At 38.5% G+C, this 16,465-nt stretch carries 11 protein-coding genes and 1 pseudogene; 10 read left to right on the plus strand and 2 right to left on the minus strand.

Going from position 1 to position 16,465, the window contains the following annotated elements:
• The first annotated feature begins 60 nt into the window (after nt 1-60).
• The 7 genes and pseudogenes from ABKA15_RS02005 (at nt 61) to ABKA15_RS02035 (ending at nt 9,986) form a co-directional block, all read left to right on the plus strand.
• Entirely contained in the window at nt 61-2,037 is a 1,977-nt protein-coding gene (locus tag ABKA15_RS02005; protein ID WP_049514169.1) for a peptide ABC transporter substrate-binding protein, read from the plus strand.
• A gap of 196 nt (nt 2,038-2,233) precedes the next feature.
• Nucleotides 2,234-4,213, plus strand: coding sequence for a peptide ABC transporter substrate-binding protein (locus ABKA15_RS02010; RefSeq protein ID WP_106388159.1), 1,980 nt, complete (start codon nt 2,234-2,236; stop codon nt 4,211-4,213).
• A 373-nt stretch (nt 4,214-4,586) separates the two neighbouring features.
• Entirely contained in the window at nt 4,587-6,083 is a 1,497-nt protein-coding gene (locus tag ABKA15_RS02015) for an ABC transporter permease (RefSeq protein WP_106388160.1), read from the plus strand.
• On the plus strand, nt 6,083-7,009 hold the full coding sequence (gene oppC, locus ABKA15_RS02020) for an oligopeptide ABC transporter permease OppC (RefSeq protein ID WP_106388161.1): 927 nt from the start codon (nt 6,083-6,085) through the stop codon (nt 7,007-7,009). Before ABKA15_RS02015 ends, oppC begins: the two co-directional genes overlap by 1 nt.
• Nucleotides 7,010-7,017: 8 nt before the next feature.
• Complete coding sequence (locus ABKA15_RS02025) at nt 7,018-8,085, plus strand: ABC transporter ATP-binding protein (RefSeq protein WP_106388162.1); 1,068 nt, start codon at nt 7,018-7,020, stop codon at nt 8,083-8,085.
• Nucleotides 8,086-8,095: 10 nt separating this feature from the next.
• Nucleotides 8,096-9,019, plus strand: a complete 924-nt coding sequence (locus tag ABKA15_RS02030; RefSeq protein ID WP_049514159.1) for an ATP-binding cassette domain-containing protein — start codon at nt 8,096-8,098, stop codon at nt 9,017-9,019.
• 142 nt (nt 9,020-9,161) lie between these two features.
• Nucleotides 9,162-9,986: pseudogene (locus ABKA15_RS02035) on the plus strand (Cof-type HAD-IIB family hydrolase).
• A 73-nt stretch (nt 9,987-10,059) separates the two neighbouring features.
• Here ABKA15_RS02035 and ABKA15_RS02040 read toward each other — a convergent pair.
• Nucleotides 10,060-11,025: a LacI family DNA-binding transcriptional regulator gene (locus ABKA15_RS02040; RefSeq protein ID WP_117644842.1), complete on the minus strand. Its 966-nt coding sequence runs from the start codon at nt 11,023-11,025 to the stop codon at nt 10,060-10,062.
• Nucleotides 11,006-12,463 (minus strand): sucrose-6-phosphate hydrolase, encoded by a 1,458-nt coding sequence (locus tag ABKA15_RS02045; protein ID WP_186832678.1) that lies wholly within the window; start codon nt 12,461-12,463, stop codon nt 11,006-11,008. The genes ABKA15_RS02040 and ABKA15_RS02045 overlap by 20 nt, the downstream gene beginning before the upstream one ends.
• Nucleotides 12,464-12,654: 191 nt before the next feature.
• On the opposite strand from ABKA15_RS02045, the gene ABKA15_RS02050 reads away from it, so the two are divergent.
• The 3 genes from ABKA15_RS02050 to ABKA15_RS02060 all read left to right on the plus strand — a co-directional run bounded on the left by ABKA15_RS02050 (nt 12,655) and on the right by ABKA15_RS02060 (nt 16,364).
• The gene (locus ABKA15_RS02050; protein WP_264341001.1) at nt 12,655-14,553 is read left to right on the plus strand and encodes a sucrose-specific PTS transporter subunit IIBC; all 1,899 of its coding nucleotides are present in this window, start codon (nt 12,655-12,657) and stop codon (nt 14,551-14,553) included.
• Nucleotides 14,554-14,986: 433 nt separating this feature from the next.
• Nucleotides 14,987-15,886, plus strand: coding sequence for a fructokinase ScrK (gene scrK, locus ABKA15_RS02055; protein WP_186832676.1), 900 nt, complete (start codon nt 14,987-14,989; stop codon nt 15,884-15,886).
• A 67-nt stretch (nt 15,887-15,953) separates the two neighbouring features.
• Nucleotides 15,954-16,364, plus strand: a complete 411-nt coding sequence (locus ABKA15_RS02060; RefSeq protein WP_003026163.1) for a peptide deformylase — start codon at nt 15,954-15,956, stop codon at nt 16,362-16,364.
• The last annotated feature ends 101 nt before the right edge of the window (nt 16,365-16,465 follow it).

A 16,465-nucleotide genomic window follows, 5' to 3' on the forward strand; every position in this document is an offset into this window, starting at 1 on the left:
TTCTTTACTTTTTTAGAAGATATAGTATAATTAGTATATATCATACTTTCGGAGGTATCTATGAAAAAAAGTAAAATCATCGCAGTTGCGGGGTTAGCTCTTTTAACTTCTGGCCTTTTAGCTGCTTGCTCGGGTTCGAAATCGAACTCAGCTGAAACAAAATTTGGTTATGTATATTCTGGTGATCCAGAAACTTTGGATTATGTAACATCAGGAAAAGCAACCACTAGCGATCTTGTGACAAATGGAGTTGACGGATTGTTAGAAAATGACAAATATGGAAATCTTGTACCATCAATGGCTAAGTCATGGACTGTATCAAAAGATGGTTTAACCTATACTTATAAACTTCGTAAGGGTGCCAAGTGGTACACATCAGAAGGTGAAGAATATGCTGAAGTCAAGGCGCAAGATTTTGTAACTGGACTGAAACATGCTGCCGATAAAAAATCTGAGGCGCTTTATTTGGTTCAAAACTCAATTAAAGGTTTAGATGCTTACGTGAATGGTCAAACAAAAGATTTTTCAACGGTAGGTGTGAAAGCAGTTGATGATTATACTGTTCAGTATACATTGAACAAGCCAGAGCCATATTGGAATTCAAAGACAACCTCTGCCATTATGTGGCCAATCAATGCCGAATTTTTGAAATCTAAAGGAAATAAATTTGGCCAATCAACAGATACTAACTCCATCCTTTATAATGGACCATTCTTGATGAAAGCTATCACAGCAAAATCTGCGGTAGAATATGTTAAAAATAAACATTATTGGGATAAAGATAATGTAAAAGTGGATAGCATCAAGCTTGCTTACTATGATGGTCAAGACCAAGACTCATTGGCTCGTAATTTCAAAGATGGGGCATACTCATACGCACGCCTCTTCCCAACAAGTTCAAACTTTGCAACTTTTGAAAAACAATTCAAGGACAATATCTATACAGCAGAAGCAGGCTCTGGAACGGCTGCTTTAGCCCTTAATATTGACCGTCAATCTTACAACCATACGGCTAAGAAAACAGATGAAGAAAAAAATTCAACGAAAAAGGCATTGTTGAACAAAGACTTCCGTCAAGCTTTGAACTTTGCACTTGATCGCGAATCTTATGCAGCACAAGTAAATGGTAAAGATGGTGCTGCCACAGCAATCCGCAATATGTTTGTACCATCTAATTTTGTCCAAGTAGGAGAAAAATCATTTAGTGATGCTGTAGAAGAAAAATTAGCAAGCTATGGCGATGACTGGAAGGGTGTCAAACTAGCTGATTCACAAAACGGCTTGTACAATCCAACAAAAGCAAAAGAAAAATTTGCAAAAGCAAAAGCAGCTCTGCAAGCTCAAGGTGTACAGTTCCCAATCCACTTAGATGTTCCTACTGTGGAAACTTCTAAGAGCTACGTTGCTCGGATGCAGTCTTTAAAACAATCTGTTGAAAAAGTGCTTGGCAAAGAAAATGTTGTCATGGACTTGAATATGATGTCAGAAGACGACTTTAATAACATCACTTACTATGCTCCAAATGCAGCTGGAGAAGACTGGGATATCTCAGGCGCTGTTGGTTGGAATCCCGACTATCAAGATCCATCTACTTATCTTGATATTTTGAAATCAACATCTTCTGATAATACGAAAACTTGGTTTGGATTTGACTCTGGTAGTGAAAATGCTGGTGCTAAAGCAGTTGGCTTGGACGAATATAATAAATTAGTCGATGAAGCAGGTGCAGAAACAACAGACATTGCAAAACGTTATGAAAAATATGCAGCAGCCCAAGCTTGGTTAACAGACAGTTCACTTGTCTTACCAACAATGGCTTCAACAGGTGCCGGAACTTTTGTGTCACGCATTCAACCGTTCTCAGGTGCATTTGCGCAAACAGGTAGTAAAGGTAGCTCAACCTACTATAAATACATTAAAGTCGGTAAAGATGCTGTCACGAAGAAAGACTATGAAGCAGCTAAGAAGAAATGGCAAAAAGAAAAAGCTGAGTCTAATAAAAAAGCTCAAGACGAATTAGCTGATCATGTAAAATAATACAATGATAAAAGCAGGTAAAACTCACTAAAAGGTGAGGAAAACCTGCTTTTTTCTATCTATAAAATTGTAAGGTTAATATAATCCCCTTGATACTAGGTCTGAAAAAAATGTCATAAAATTTAGAAAATTCTATTTACTTTTTACTTTTTGTGTGCTAGAATGTACAAAAATAATGATTTTGGGAGGAATATTTATGAAAAAAAGTAAAATCATTACCCTTGCAGCGCTAGCCTTGCTTGCAACAGGAACTCTAGCAGCTTGTTCTGGCTCTAAAACAAGCTCTGGGAATAAAACATTCTCATATGTTTATGAGCAAGATCCAGATAATTTGAACTATTTGACAACTGGGAAAGCAGCTACTGCAAATCTTACCAGCAATGTTATTGACGGACTTTTGGAAAATGACCGTTATGGAAATCTAGTTCCTTCTATGGCGAAGGATTGGACCGTCTCTAAAGATGGCTTGACTTATACTTATACACTTCGTAAGGGTGTGAAGTGGTACACATCGGAAGGCGAAGAGTATGCAGAAGTTAAGGCACAAGACTTTGTGACAGGCTTAAAATATGCTGCGGACAATAAATCTGATGCTATTTACTTGGTGCAAGATTCAATCAAAGGCTTGGATGCTTACATGAAGGGTGAAAATAAAGATTTCTCTTCTGTCGGTATCAAAGCAGTTGATGATTACACAGTTCAATACACGCTTAATCGACCAGAAAGCTTTTGGAATTCTAAAACAACAATGGGCGTTTTAGCACCAGTTAATGCAGAATTTTTGAAATCAAAAGGCAATAAATTTGCACAAGCAACAGATCCGTCTAGTCTGCTTTATAATGGTCCATACTTGCTAAAATCTATCACAGCGAAATCGTCTGTTGAATTTGCTAAAAATCCAAACTACTGGGATAAGAAAAATGTGCACATTGATAACATTAAGTTGTCCTACTATGATGGTCAAGACCAAGATAAACTTGCTAAAGGATTTAGTGATGGCTCATTTACCAATGCCAAAGTATTTCCAACAAGTCCAAGTTATTCATCTGTTAGCAAGAAATATAAAAACAACATCGTTTATACTCCACAAGATGCAACGACTTACCTAGTATCTACAAATATTGATCGTCAATCTTACAATCATACTTCAAAGACAACAGATGCTCAAAAAACTTCTACTAAGAAAGCTTTGCTGAACAAAGACTTCCGTCAAGCCATTACCTTTGCATTTGACCGCACAGCTTATGCGTCACAAGTAAATGGTAAAGACGGTGCGACGAAGATGCTTCGTAATCTCTTTGTACCACCAACATTTGTTCAAACAGATGACAAGAGCTTTGGGGAATTGGTCAAAGAAAAATTAGTTGGCTACGATGAAAGTTGGAAAGATGTCAACTTAGATGATGCACAAGATGGGCTTTATAATCCAACTAAAGCTAAAGAAAAATTAGCGAAAGCGAAAGCAGCGCTTCAAGCAGATGGCGTTCAATTCCCAATTCACATTGATATGCCAGTTGACCAAACAGCAACTAACAAAGTTCAACGTGTGCAATCATTGAAACAATCTATTGAAAAAAATCTTGGTAAAGAAAATGTTGTGATTGATATTCAACAAATGTCTAAAGACGACGTGAATAATATCACTTACTTTGCTGAATCTGCAGCAGCAGAAGATTGGGACCTTTCTGATAATGTTGGTTGGAGTCCAGACTTCCAAGACCCATCTACTTATCTTGATGTCATCAAACCTTCAAGTGGTGAAAACACTAAGACTTATCTAGGATTTGATGCAGGCACGAATAACACTGCAGCAGCACAAGTTGGTATGAACGAATATGAAAGGCTGTTGAATGAGGCTGAAAAAGAAACCACTAATACGAATGCACGCTATGAAAAATATGCTGCAGCACAAGCTTGGTTGACAGATAATGCATTAGTCATTCCAACAACAACGCTAACGGGTCGCCCAATTCTTTCTCGCACAGTGCCATTTACTAATCCATTTGCTTGGTCAGGAAACAAAGGGAATAGTGAAATCATCCTATATAAATATCTTGAACTCCAAGATGAGCCTGTGACTCAAAATCAATACAAGAAAGCAATGAAAAAATGGAATAAAAAGCGCACAGAATCTAATAAAAAGGCTCAAGAAGAACTTGCAGATCATGTTAAATAATTGAAAAAAATTAGATAAAATTTAACAGAAAAACAAAAAAGTTCAATTATGATAAAAATATTCTGACAATTGATTTTACAATTAACCAGAATTGTGATATAATTTTAAACAATCAGTTTAAAAATTGAAGGTATTCTAAAATTGAAAATAGGTATTTGTCGTGACGCGTGGCATTTCTCTATCAGTTCCTTCGGTCTTGGCTGACAGGTTATGTTTAATAACTTAACCATAGTTATTAAAGTGGAATATCTGATGTGACTCATGCTAAATCAGTAAATACCAAAGAATTAGCAGATCATGTAAAATAAACTTCTCATCAGAACTTTCTCTAACAGGAGGGAAAGTTCTTTTGGGATTTTAAAGGAAACGGTAAATGAAGAAATATATTTTTATGCGTATCTTACGCTCTTTAGTATCTATTTTCATGGTAACAACGCTGACTTACACCATTATCTATACCATGGTGCCTAGGAAGTTGATTTTCAAACAGGACCCAAACTATAACAAAATAGCGACAACTCCTGATAAAAAGACCAATTACGAAAATACGATTTTTGAGCGCATGGGTTACATTGACTACTATGATACGAAGGAATTGCAAGAAAAAGCTAGTAAAGCGAATTCCTCAGTAACAGTGGAGCCTACTAATGCAAATAAAAAAATCTATGAAGCTTACATCAAAAAGTTGGGGCGTGGTTGGAAATTGCAGCAATTCAAAGAAAGTAAGCAATTTTATGCAACTCGAGAGGTTCCGGTCTATGAACGCGTTCTTGGTTTCTATGGTAATTTGATTCAAATTGATCATACAGGGGCTGTGAAAGATGCTTCTAATCCAAACTTGAAGCGTTATCTTCGTATTGAAAATGATCCTGCTATTGGTTGGTCTGTTGTTGGTTCTGGAACGAAACATAAATACTTGTTATATTTCAACAGTCAATTTCCATTTATCCATCAAAATTTTGTAAGATTAAATTTGGGAACATCTTATCCAACCTATGCAAATCTCCCTGTCCTACAAGTTATTTCACAAGGGCAAGGTCAAACGCAGACTTCAGAAGTTCAATTTCCAACAGGAAAGAAAACATCATCTGTTAATATTTATACACGTACATATAAGTCTCCAAAACAAGCCGATGCACGCGATGTTGCTAATTACGGAAAAGATGATCCTTATACGGCGACAGAGAGCAATTATCAATATCCATCTATGATTGTGAGCTCTTCTATTGTTGGGTTGATTGGTTTGGCCTTGTCATACTTAATCGCCGTTCCACTTGGATCTTATATGGCTCGCTTTAAGAATACATTGTTTGATAGTATTTCAACCGGTGCTTTGACTTTCTTAATGTCACTGCCAACTATTGCCTTGGTTTATATCATTCGCTTGATTGGTTCAGCGATTGGCTTGCCTGATTCATTTCCTATTTTGGGAGCAGGTGATTGGCGCTCTTATGTGCTGCCGGCAGTTATTCTTGGACTCTTGAGTGCGCCTTGGACAGCCGTTTGGATTCGCCGTTATATGATTGACTTGCAATCACAAGATTTTGTTCGTTTTGCACGTGCAAAAGGTCTTTCTGAAAAAGAAATTTCTAATAAACATATTTTCAAAAATGCCATGGTGCCACTTGTATCCAGCATTCCAAACTCAGTTATTGGGGTTATTACAGGTGCAACTTTGACTGAAACAGTCTTTGCTTTCCCTGGTATGGGTAAGATGTTGATTGACTCTGTTAAAGCTTCAAACAATTCTATGGTCGTTGGTCTTGTCTTTATCTTTACTTGTCTTTCTATCTTCGCTCTTCTATTGGGTGATATTCTGATGACAGTACTTGACCCACGTATTAAATTAACATCAAAAGGAGGTAAATAATGGCTACAATTGATAAGACTAAGTTCCAATTTGTCAAACGCGATGATTTTGCCTCTGAAACGATTGATGCTCCAGCCTATTCTTACTGGAAATCAGTTATGCGTCAGTTCCTAAAAAAGAAATCAACAGTTATCATGTTGGGAATTTTGGTCGCTATTATTTTGATGAGTTTCATTTATCCGATTTTCTCAGATTTTGACTTTAACGATGTCAGCAAGGTGAATGATTTCGGTGCGCGTTATATTAAACCAAATGGGCAATATTGGTTTGGTACAGATAGCAACGGAAAATCTCTTTTTGACGGAGTATGGTTTGGAGCTCGTAACTCTATCCTCATTTCTGTCATTGCAACCGTGATTAACTTAGTTATTGGTATTGTGATTGGTGGTATCTGGGGAATTTCAAAAACCGTTGACCGTATTATGATGGAAGTGTACAATATCATTTCTAACATCCCATCTCTCTTGATTGTCATTGTCTTGACTTATTCAATTGGTGCTGGTTTCTGGAACTTGATTTTTGCTATGACCATCACAGGTTGGGTTGGGATTGCTTATACGATTCGTATCCAAATCATGCGTTATCGTGACTTGGAATACAACCTTGCCAGTCGTACCTTAGGAACGCCAACACTGAAAATCATTGTAAAAAATATCATGCCACAATTGGTTTCTGTTATTGTGACCACGGCTTCACAACTGCTGCCAAATTTCATTTCTTATGAAGCATTCCTATCGTTCTTTGGTTTGGGGCTTCCTGTCACAGTACCAAGTTTGGGACGGTTAATTTCAGATTATTCACAAAACGTGACAACAAATGCGTATCTTTTCTGGATTCCATTGACAACCTTGATTTTGGTTTCCCTCTCATTATTCGTTGTTGGTCAAAACTTAGCGGATGCTAGTGATCCACGTACACATAGATAGGAGTAAATATGACACAGGAAAAAAATGTAATATTGACTGCTCGCGATATTGTCGTGGAATTTGACGTTCGTGATAAGGTCTTAACAGCTATTCGTGGTGTTTCGCTTGACCTCATTGAAGGTGAAGTTCTTGCACTTGTAGGAGAATCTGGTTCTGGTAAGTCTGTTTTAACAAAGACATTTACAGGAATGTTAGAAGAAAATGGTCGAGTTGCTCAAGGAACGATTGATTATCGGGGGCAAGATTTGACAAAATTGAAGTCAAATAAAGATTGGGAACCTATACGTGGTGTTAAAATTGCGACAATCTTCCAAGATCCGATGACAAGTTTGGACCCTATTAACACAATCGGTAGCCAAATTACAGAAGTGATTATCAAGCACCAAAAGAAAACGCCTAAAGAAGCGAAAGAAATGGCTGTTGACTATATGAATAAGGTCGGCATTCCTGATGCTGAAAAGCGCTTTTATGAATACCCATTTCAATATTCAGGAGGAATGCGTCAACGGATTGTTATTGCTATTGCGCTTGCTTGTCGTCCTGACATTCTAATCTGTGACGAGCCTACGACAGCACTTGACGTTACAATTCAAGCACAAATCATTGATTTGTTGAAATCTTTGCAACAAGAATATGAATTCACAACTATTTTTATCACCCACGACCTTGGAGTGGTAGCAAGTATTGCCGATAAGGTTGCGGTTATGTATGCTGGTGAAATCATTGAATACGGAACAGTAGAAGAAGTCTTTTACGATCCACGTCATCCTTACACTTGGAGTTTGTTATCTAGTCTACCTCAATTGGCAGATGATAAGGGTGAACTGTATTCAATTCCTGGAACGCCGCCATCTCTCTATTCGCATTTACAAGGAGATGCATTTGCCTTGCGTTCGGATTATGCTATGGAAATTGACTTTGAAGAGAAGCCACCTCAAATCTATGTAACGGATACCCATTGGGCAAAAACATGGTTGTTACATGAGAACGCTCCAAAAGTGAATAAGCCAGCTGTTATTGATGATTTACACGAAAAAATTAGCTCAAAAATGGGCTTTGCCCATTTAGACGCCTAGGAGGAAGGAAATGCCTGAAAAATTAGTAGAAGTTAAAGATTTGGAAATTTCCTTCGGTGAGGGAAGCAAGAAATTTGTTGCTGTTAAAAATGCTAATTTCTTTATCAATAAAGGAGAAACGTTTTCACTTGTAGGAGAATCTGGTTCTGGTAAAACGACAATTGGTCGTGCGATTATTGGTTTAAATGATACGAGTCATGGAGAGATTTTCTTTGAAGGGAAAAAAATTAATGGCAAAAAATCAAAAGAAGAAGAGTCAGAAATCATTCGTAAAATTCAAATGATTTTCCAAGACCCTGCTGCTAGTTTGAATGAACGTGCGACAGTTGATTATATCATTTCGGAAGGCTTGTATAATTTCCACTTATTTAAAGATGAAGAAGAGCGCAAGAAAAAAGTGAAAGATATTATTCATGAAGTTGGATTGTTATCAGAGCATTTAACGCGTTACCCGCATGAATTTTCTGGTGGTCAACGTCAGCGGATTGGGATTGCTCGTGCGCTTGTTATGGAACCAGATTTTGTCATTGCAGATGAGCCGATTTCAGCCTTGGACGTGTCTGTGCGGGCGCAAGTTTTAAACCTACTGAAAAAATTCCAAAAAGAATTAGGTTTAACTTACCTCTTTATTGCTCACGATTTATCGGTTGTACGCTTCATTTCAGATCGTATTGCGGTAATTTATAAGGGTGTGATTGTCGAAGTAGCTAAAACAGAAGAACTCTTTAACAATCCGATTCATCCTTATACTCAGTCTTTATTATCAGCTGTGCCAATTCCAGACCCAATCTTGGAACGGAAGAAAGTGTTGAAAGTCTATGATGCTAATCAGCATGATTATTCAACGGATAAGCCAGAAATGGTCGAAATTCGTCCTGGACACTTTGTGTGGGCTAATAAAGCAGAAGTTGAAAAATATAAAAAAGAATTATAACATCATTCTTTGACTTTGATAGAATCTTAAAAATCACTTTAGAGGTTATCTAGAGTGATTTTTGAATTCATGTTATCTTTTTCTGGACGATTCTATTTTAAACTGTACTATACTAGATATGATAGAAAAGAGGAGTAATGGAATGTATCAATTGATTGCGTTTGATATGGATGGAACACTTTTGACTAGTAAAAAAACAATTGCAAAAAGCAGCGTTGAAGCGATTGGGATAGCTCAAGATGCTGGTAAACAAGTTGTGCTTTCAACAGGACGTTCTTTGTCAGAAGTGATTCCTTATGGAGATGATTTGCACGGGATTCGCTATGCTATTCTTGCAAGTGGTGCATTGATTTATGATTTGGAGGCCAAATGCGTTTTAGCCAAGCAAACCTTGCCTGCTTTAGCAGTGGATAAGGTGAAGACGATAGCAGAAGCTCAAGATTTGATGCTGGTTTGTATGATTGACAGACAAGGCTATCTTCAAAAATCACATTTTGAGAATATTGCTAACTACTATATGGAAATCTATACTGAACTTTATGATAAAACAGCTATCTTGGTGGATAATATTTACGATTTGTTAGTGAAGGAAAGAGAACATTTTGACAAAATCAATATTTATCACTTTACGGCAAGGGATCGAGATCAATCTTATGAAACTTTATTGTCTGAAAAAATAACAATGATAAAAGCTGAAGTAAGTGGCCTTGAACTAACAGCGCAAGGAGTTGAAAATGGGCAAGGTTTAGCTCACTTTGCTCAAAAATTGAATCTTCCTATGGAGCAAATCATTGCTGTTGGGGATGCTGACAATGATGAAAGCATGATTCGCGAAGCAGGTTTTGGTGTTGCTATGGGAAATGCCAATGAGAATATCAAAGGTTAGGCAGATATTATTGTGGCAGATAACGATCACGGTGGCTGTGCACAGGCTATTGATGATGTGCTTCTGGCAGATAAAATATAAGAACAACGAATAAACACTAAACCCCACTTAAGATTTCTCAATACTTAAGTGGGGGTTTAACTATCTCACAGTATTAAATACTCTTTCCTGAAGAGAGGTGGACGGGAAGAAAGTAGCCGGTTGTCACAACTTCTTCACCAGCAATTTTTCGAAGCAACAAATCTACCAGTAAACAAGCTATATCTTTCAATGGTTGCTGTATAGTGGCTAGTTGGGGATAGTAGTTTTCTACAAAATAAGTTCCGTCGTAGCCAATGACTTTTAGCTCCTCTGGAATTTTGATTTCCAATTCTTGAGCGACTTTCATGATTAAAATGGCTGTCAAATCATCTGAAGCAAAAATGGCATCAGGTTTTCTATGTTTTAAAATATTTTTGATTTCCATTTCTTTGCGAATAGGAGAGAAGTCACTTGATACATTGATAATTGGTGCATCAGGTAGAATGGAAGCAAAACCTGCATGGCGGAGACCTGTCGGGGAGTTTGAATTATCATTTCCGGTAATCATAATGATATTTTGGGCACCGGATTTGACCAAGGTTTCTGCAGCCAAGACACCACCAGCATAGTTGTCCGAAGATACAACAGGAATGGAAGGGGATAAGTTGCGGTCAAAAGAGATAATGGGAGCTGTTACACGGTCATAATCAGAGATGCCTAAGTTGTGGCTGCCTGAGATAATGCCATCCACTTGATTGGCTTCTAGCATCTCCAGATACTCTTTTTCCTTACTTGAATTGTGCTCGCTATTGCAGATGATTGTCTTGTAGCCTCTTTTGAATAACTCATGCTCTAATTTGTCAATGAGTTCGGCATAAAAAATGTGACTGATATTTGGGAAAATCAATCCAATCAGTTTAGCGGATTTTCCTTGTAAGCTACGAGCGAGATTATTGGGCTTGTATCCCAACTCGCGCATGGCCTCATTAACTTTTGTAATCGTTTTTTCTGAGAGGTAGCCTTTTTTGTTAATTACACGAGACACAGTGGTTGGGCTGACCCCAGCAATTTTTGCAACATCAGTTAACTTCGCGACCATAATCTAACTCATAGTAAGTTCCAGTTGGATTTCCCTCGCTGATAAAAATACCGTTTTGATTTTCATGAGGGAAAACGCGGCCTGAAAATACTTTTTCTCCTTTGTTAATAAAAATTTCAAAAACTGACTTATCAATGAAGATAGTAGCAGTTGTAGCTTGGTTTTCAATCGTACAACTACGAACGGTACCAAATTCAAGAGCGTATTGCTCACCGGCTTGACTACGGTCAACTGTTACTTGACCATTTTTGATGTCAAAGCAAATGCGTAACCCCTTATGCTCTTGATCTGCAAAGAGGACGATTTCAGCTTGTGAATCAGCTGTAAATTCTAGTTCTAATTCATAGCAGTTCGTTGTCTGCGCTTGATTAGCAAACGTTTGGATATTATCTGTGCGTAAGGATGTGATAGCTAGGACAGGGTATTGATAGAGTTTACCGTCTTTTAGGGTTAATTCTTTGACCAAAGAGAATGTTCCTTGGTGGTCGAAACGATCAGATGGATAGGCAATATCTGGCAACCCCAGCCAGCTGACAGCTAAGGCACGGCCATCTGGGGCATTGAAAGCTTGGGTGGCATAGCAATCAAATCCATAATCTAAATTTTGCAGAGGACTAGGTTTAATAATTGTTGCTTTCTTTATGTCAAACGATTGACCTATTTTATACATATTTGGATAAATATTGTCATAAGGGACAATTTCTTTTGATAAACCTTGAGGACAGTAGAGCAAAACAGGCTTCTCATCAATAAAGACAAGATTTGGGCACTCCATCATGTAGGCAGTGTTATCATTTTCAAAGTCTAAATTACCGACTTCTTCCCAGTTTGTATAGTCATTGTCAACCGCTTTATAAAGCTTGATATAGCCTTTTTTGTCAAGGTTTTGTCCCCCAACAATGGCATAAAATTGTCCGTGGTAGTTAAAAATCTGAGGATCACGAAAATGATCTGTAGTATCCTTAGGTTGTTCAATCAATACTTTGTTTAGTTTTTGAATATGTCCGTCTTTGTCCAGCAAAGCACCGATTTGGTAAGGGTGACGAACCCAATTCTCATCACGGACATTCCCAGTATAGAATAGGAAAAGTTTGTCGTCAAACTGCATGGCAGAGCCAGAGTAAGCACCGTGACTGTCTAATGGGGTATCTGGCAGAACACGAACACCGGTTTCTGTGAAGTGTACGAGGTCATCACTTTCAAGCTGTACCCAAGACTTGAGCCCATGAGTTGCACCAAATGGAAAATTTTGATAGAAGGCAATCCATTTTCCGTCAAAATAGGAAAAACCATTTGGGTCATTCAGCAGTCCCGTATCAGGCTCTACGTGGTAGGTAGCACGCCAAGGCGACGTAGCGATTTTATTTTTTATCTGTTGGATTTCGTTTTCAGTCCATTGTTCATAGCGTTTGTAACGTTGTTCAGTAGTCCAAGCCAATCTTTTGTCCTCCGAGATAATTTTCTTACTTATATAGTAAACGTTTTCTCTGAAAAAATCAACTTTTTAATAGAAAAAAATTAAATTTCTGCAAAACGCTTGACATATTTTGAAATCATGTTAAAATAATAGTCGTAGGAGCGATTAAATCGCTTTCATAAATTTTAATTATTTTCAATAAGGAGATGCAAATGGAAAATAAGGACATTGCAAAAGCAGTCATTGAGGCCATTGGCGGACGTGACAATGTAAGTAGTGTTGCTCACTGTGCGACCCGTCTGCGTGTCATGGTCAAAGATGAAGCTAAGATTGATAAAGATAGAGTTGAGAATCTTGAAAAGGTTCAAGGAGCTTTCTTTAACTCAGGCCAATATCAAATTATTTTTGGTACTGGTACAGTGAATAAAATCTATGATGAAGTGGTAGCGCTTGGTTTGCCTACGTCTTCAACTGGTGAACAAAAAGCGGAAGCGGCTAAAAAGGGAAATTGGTTCCAACGTGCTGTTCGTACATTTGGTGACGTATTTGTGCCAATCCTGCCAGCAATCGTAGCAACAGGTCTCTTCATGGGGATTCGTGGTGCGATTAATAACGATACGATTCTTGGGTTATTTGGAACAACTTCAAAAGCCTTTGCTGCGTCAGACTTCTATACTTACACAGTTGTGTTGACAGATACAGCCTTTGCCTTCTTCCCAGCTTTGATTTCTTGGTCAGCCTTCCGTGTATTCGGTGGTAATCCAGTTATTGGTATTGTACTTGGTTTGATGTTGGTCAATACAGCTCTTCCAAATGCATGGGATGTAGCTTCTGGTGCTGCAAAGCCAATCATGTTCTTTGGTTTCATTCCGGTAGTTGGTTATCAAAACTCAGTATTGCCAGCCTTCTTCATTGGACTACTTGGTGCGAAACTTGAAAAATGGTTGCATAAGAAAATTCCAGATGTGCTTGATTTGCTCGTTGTGCCATTCTTGACCTTCCTTGTGATGTCAGTTCTTGGACTCTTTGTCATTGGTCCGATCTTCCACTCGCTTGAAAATGTTATTCTTGCTGCGACAAAAGCTATTCTTGCCTTGCCGTTTGGCTTAGCAGGTCTCATCCTTGGTGGTGTGCATCAGCTTATCGTGGTAACCGGTGTTCACCATATCTTCAACTTACTAGAAGCGCAATTGATTGCAAGCGAAGGGAAAGATGCCTTTAATGCAATCATCACGGCTGCTATGACTGCCCAAGCGGGTGCAACTCTTGCAGTTGGTGTAAAAACAAAATCTAAAAAACTAAAAGCTCTTGCATTCCCAGCTGCTCTCTCTGCAGGTCTTGGAATTACTGAACCAGCTATTTTCGGGGTAAACTTACGTTATGGTAAACCATTTGTACTTGGTCTTGTTGCCGGTGCTGCTGGTGGTTGGTTAGCTTCTATTCTTGGACTTGCTGGTACTGGATTTGGTATTACTATTATCCCAGGTACACTTCTCTATCTGAATGGGCAAGTTCTTCAATATATCTTCATGGTACTTGTAACTACTGGTCTTGGATTTGGTTTGACTTACGCATTTGGTTACAAAGATGCTGAAGAAGAAGTGACTGAAGCAAAAGAAGTAGTAGAAGCTAATGAAGCAGCTGCTCCAGTCCTTTCTGATGAAACAATTGTTTCTCCAATCGTTGGTCAAGTGGTTGACTTGAAAGATGTCAATGACCCAGTATTCTCTAGCGGTGCTATGGGACAAGGAGTTGCGGTAAAACCTAGTGAAGGTGTTGTGTATGCTCCTGCGGATGCAGAAGTGACAATTGCATTTGCAACTGGTCACGCTTACGGCTTGAAAACGGCAAATGGTGCTGAAATCTTGATTCACGTAGGTATTGACACAGTTTCTATGAACGGTGACGGATTTGATCAAAAAGTTGCTCAAGGTGATAAGGTGAAAGCTGGCGATGTTCTTGGAACATTTGACACTGCTAAAATCGCAGCTACTGGTCTTGATGACACAACTATGGTGATTGTTACCAATACAGCTGATTATGCTTCTGTCACTCCTGTTGCAGAGGGTACAGTGGCTAAAGGTGATGCTGTGATTGAGTTGAAAGCCTAACCGTATCATGTGATAAGAGGAGGTTGGGACAAAAGTTCCCAGCCTCATATATTTTATAGTTTAGCTTGCAAGACGCAGTGGTTGGTTGGATATCCTTATCCCTTGCTATACCGATGATAGCGGCTATCCTAACCAACTGTGCGGAGGTGGGACGACGAAATCACATTCTTCGAATGATTGATTTCTGTCCCACTCTCTTCTTCACTTTTAGTTAACAAAACACATTAACACAGCGGTTGATTCTTTTCTTTGCTCGTTTCATGTCTCAAAGTTGTCAATCAACTGTGCAGGAGTGGGAAACGAACTCTTTCCGGTTCTTTCCCACTCCCTTTTCTTTGAAAAAGAGAAGAAAAAGTAAGATTTTTACTCAGAAGTCATACGAAGATATGCTATAATGAATAGAGAAGAAAACAAAATAAAAAGAGGTTTTGAAATGACAAAATTGTATGGAAGCCTAGAAGCTGGTGGTACAAAATTTGTGTGTGCAGTTGGGGATGAAAAATTTGAAGTAGTTGAGAAAACACAATTTCCAACGACCACACCGATTGAAACGTTGGATAAGACGATTGCATTTTTCTCTCGTTTTGAGAATTTAGCCGGTCTTGCAGTTGGTTCTTTTGGACCGATTGATATTGACCCTAATTCAAAAACGTATGGTTTTATCACGACGACACCTAAACCACATTGGGCAAATGTTGATATTGTGGGAGCTTTGCGGCGTGCTTTAAATGTGCCGATTTACTTTACGACAGATGTCAATAGCTCTGCTTATGGTGAAGTGGTGGCGCGAAATAATGCAGGCGGACGAATTGAAAATTTGGTCTATTATACTATTGGAACAGGAATCGGTGCTGGTGCCATTCAGCGTGGAGAATTCATCGGTGGAATGGGTCATCCAGAAATGGGGCATTACTATGTTGCAAAACATCCAATGGATGTAGAAAAAGAATTTAATGGAGTGTGTCCATTCCATAATGGCTGTTTAGAGGGATTAGCTGCTGGACCTAGTTTAGAGGCCCGGACAGGCATTCGAGGTGAAAATATTGAACTAAACAGCTCTGTTTGGGATATTCAAGCCTACTACATTGCGCAAGCAGCAATTCAAGCAACGGTGACATTCCGCCCTGATGTGATTGTCTTTGGTGGAGGTGTTATGGCGCAACAGCACATGTTGGATCGCGTTCGTGAAAAGTTCACAGTTTTGTTGAATGGTTATTTGCCTGTTCCAGATGTACGTGATTACATTGTAACGCCAGCGGTTGCAGGAAATGGGTCAGCGACACTTGGAAACTTTGTCTTAGCTAAAAAAGTCAGCGAAAAAAACAAAGGATAATTGAGTAATTGAGAGCAAGTGAGTGAATATTGAATAAGCTTGCTCTTTTTTTGATATAAGGAAGAAAATGATTAAACCAATTGTAAAAGATATGTTGGTTTTGCAGCAGAAAGCACAACCAGCAAGCAAAGAAGATGTCGGAATTGGGCAAGATTTGTTCGATACCTTAAGAGCGAACCAAGATAAGTGTGTCGGAATGGCAGCCAATATGATTGGAGTTCAAAAACGCATCATTATATTGATGTACGACGTGATTCCTGTTATCATGTTCAATCCTATTTTGAAAAGGAAGTCATCTCCTTACCGAGCGGAAGAGTCCTGTTTATCACTTGCGGGGAGTCGCTTGACAACTCGTTATAAGGAAATTACAGTTGAATATTTGGATCAACATTGGCGAAAGCAAACGCTGACTTTGAAAGATTTTCCTGCACAAATCTGCCAGCATGAACTGGATCATTTGGAAGGGATTTTGATTTAATGACCTGAAAACTCAGCTTTTATAGTACTGGGTTTTTAATTGGTCAAAAAATAGTTCTTATAGGAACTTTTTTCTTGACATTCGTTTGAATTATAGTAGAA

The sequence above is a fragment of the Streptococcus sp. KHUD_010 genome (assembly GCF_040207525.1).
Lineage (GTDB): Bacteria > Bacillota > Bacilli > Lactobacillales > Streptococcaceae > Streptococcus > Streptococcus hominis.

Bases quoted from the DNA above. Each gene is read 5' to 3' on its own strand.
- ABKA15_RS02005 (WP_049514169.1), top strand. From the start codon at position 61: ATGAAAAAAAGTAAAATCATCGCAGTTGCGGGGTTAGCTCTTTTAACT.
- ABKA15_RS02010 (WP_106388159.1), top strand. From the start codon at position 2,234: ATGAAAAAAAGTAAAATCATTACCCTTGCAGCGCTAGCCTTGCTTGCA.
- ABKA15_RS02015 (WP_106388160.1), top strand. From the start codon at position 4,587: ATGAAGAAATATATTTTTATGCGTATCTTACGCTCTTTAGTATCTATT.
- oppC (WP_106388161.1), top strand. From the start codon at position 6,083: ATGGCTACAATTGATAAGACTAAGTTCCAATTTGTCAAACGCGATGAT.
- ABKA15_RS02025 (WP_106388162.1), top strand. From the start codon at position 7,018: ATGACACAGGAAAAAAATGTAATATTGACTGCTCGCGATATTGTCGTG.
- ABKA15_RS02030 (WP_049514159.1), top strand. From the start codon at position 8,096: ATGCCTGAAAAATTAGTAGAAGTTAAAGATTTGGAAATTTCCTTCGGT.
- ABKA15_RS02040 (WP_117644842.1), bottom strand. From the start codon at position 11,025: ATGGTCGCGAAGTTAACTGATGTTGCAAAAATTGCTGGGGTCAGCCCA.
- ABKA15_RS02050 (WP_264341001.1), top strand. From the start codon at position 12,655: ATGGAAAATAAGGACATTGCAAAAGCAGTCATTGAGGCCATTGGCGGA.
- scrK (WP_186832676.1), top strand. From the start codon at position 14,987: ATGACAAAATTGTATGGAAGCCTAGAAGCTGGTGGTACAAAATTTGTG.
- ABKA15_RS02060 (WP_003026163.1), top strand. From the start codon at position 15,954: ATGATTAAACCAATTGTAAAAGATATGTTGGTTTTGCAGCAGAAAGCA.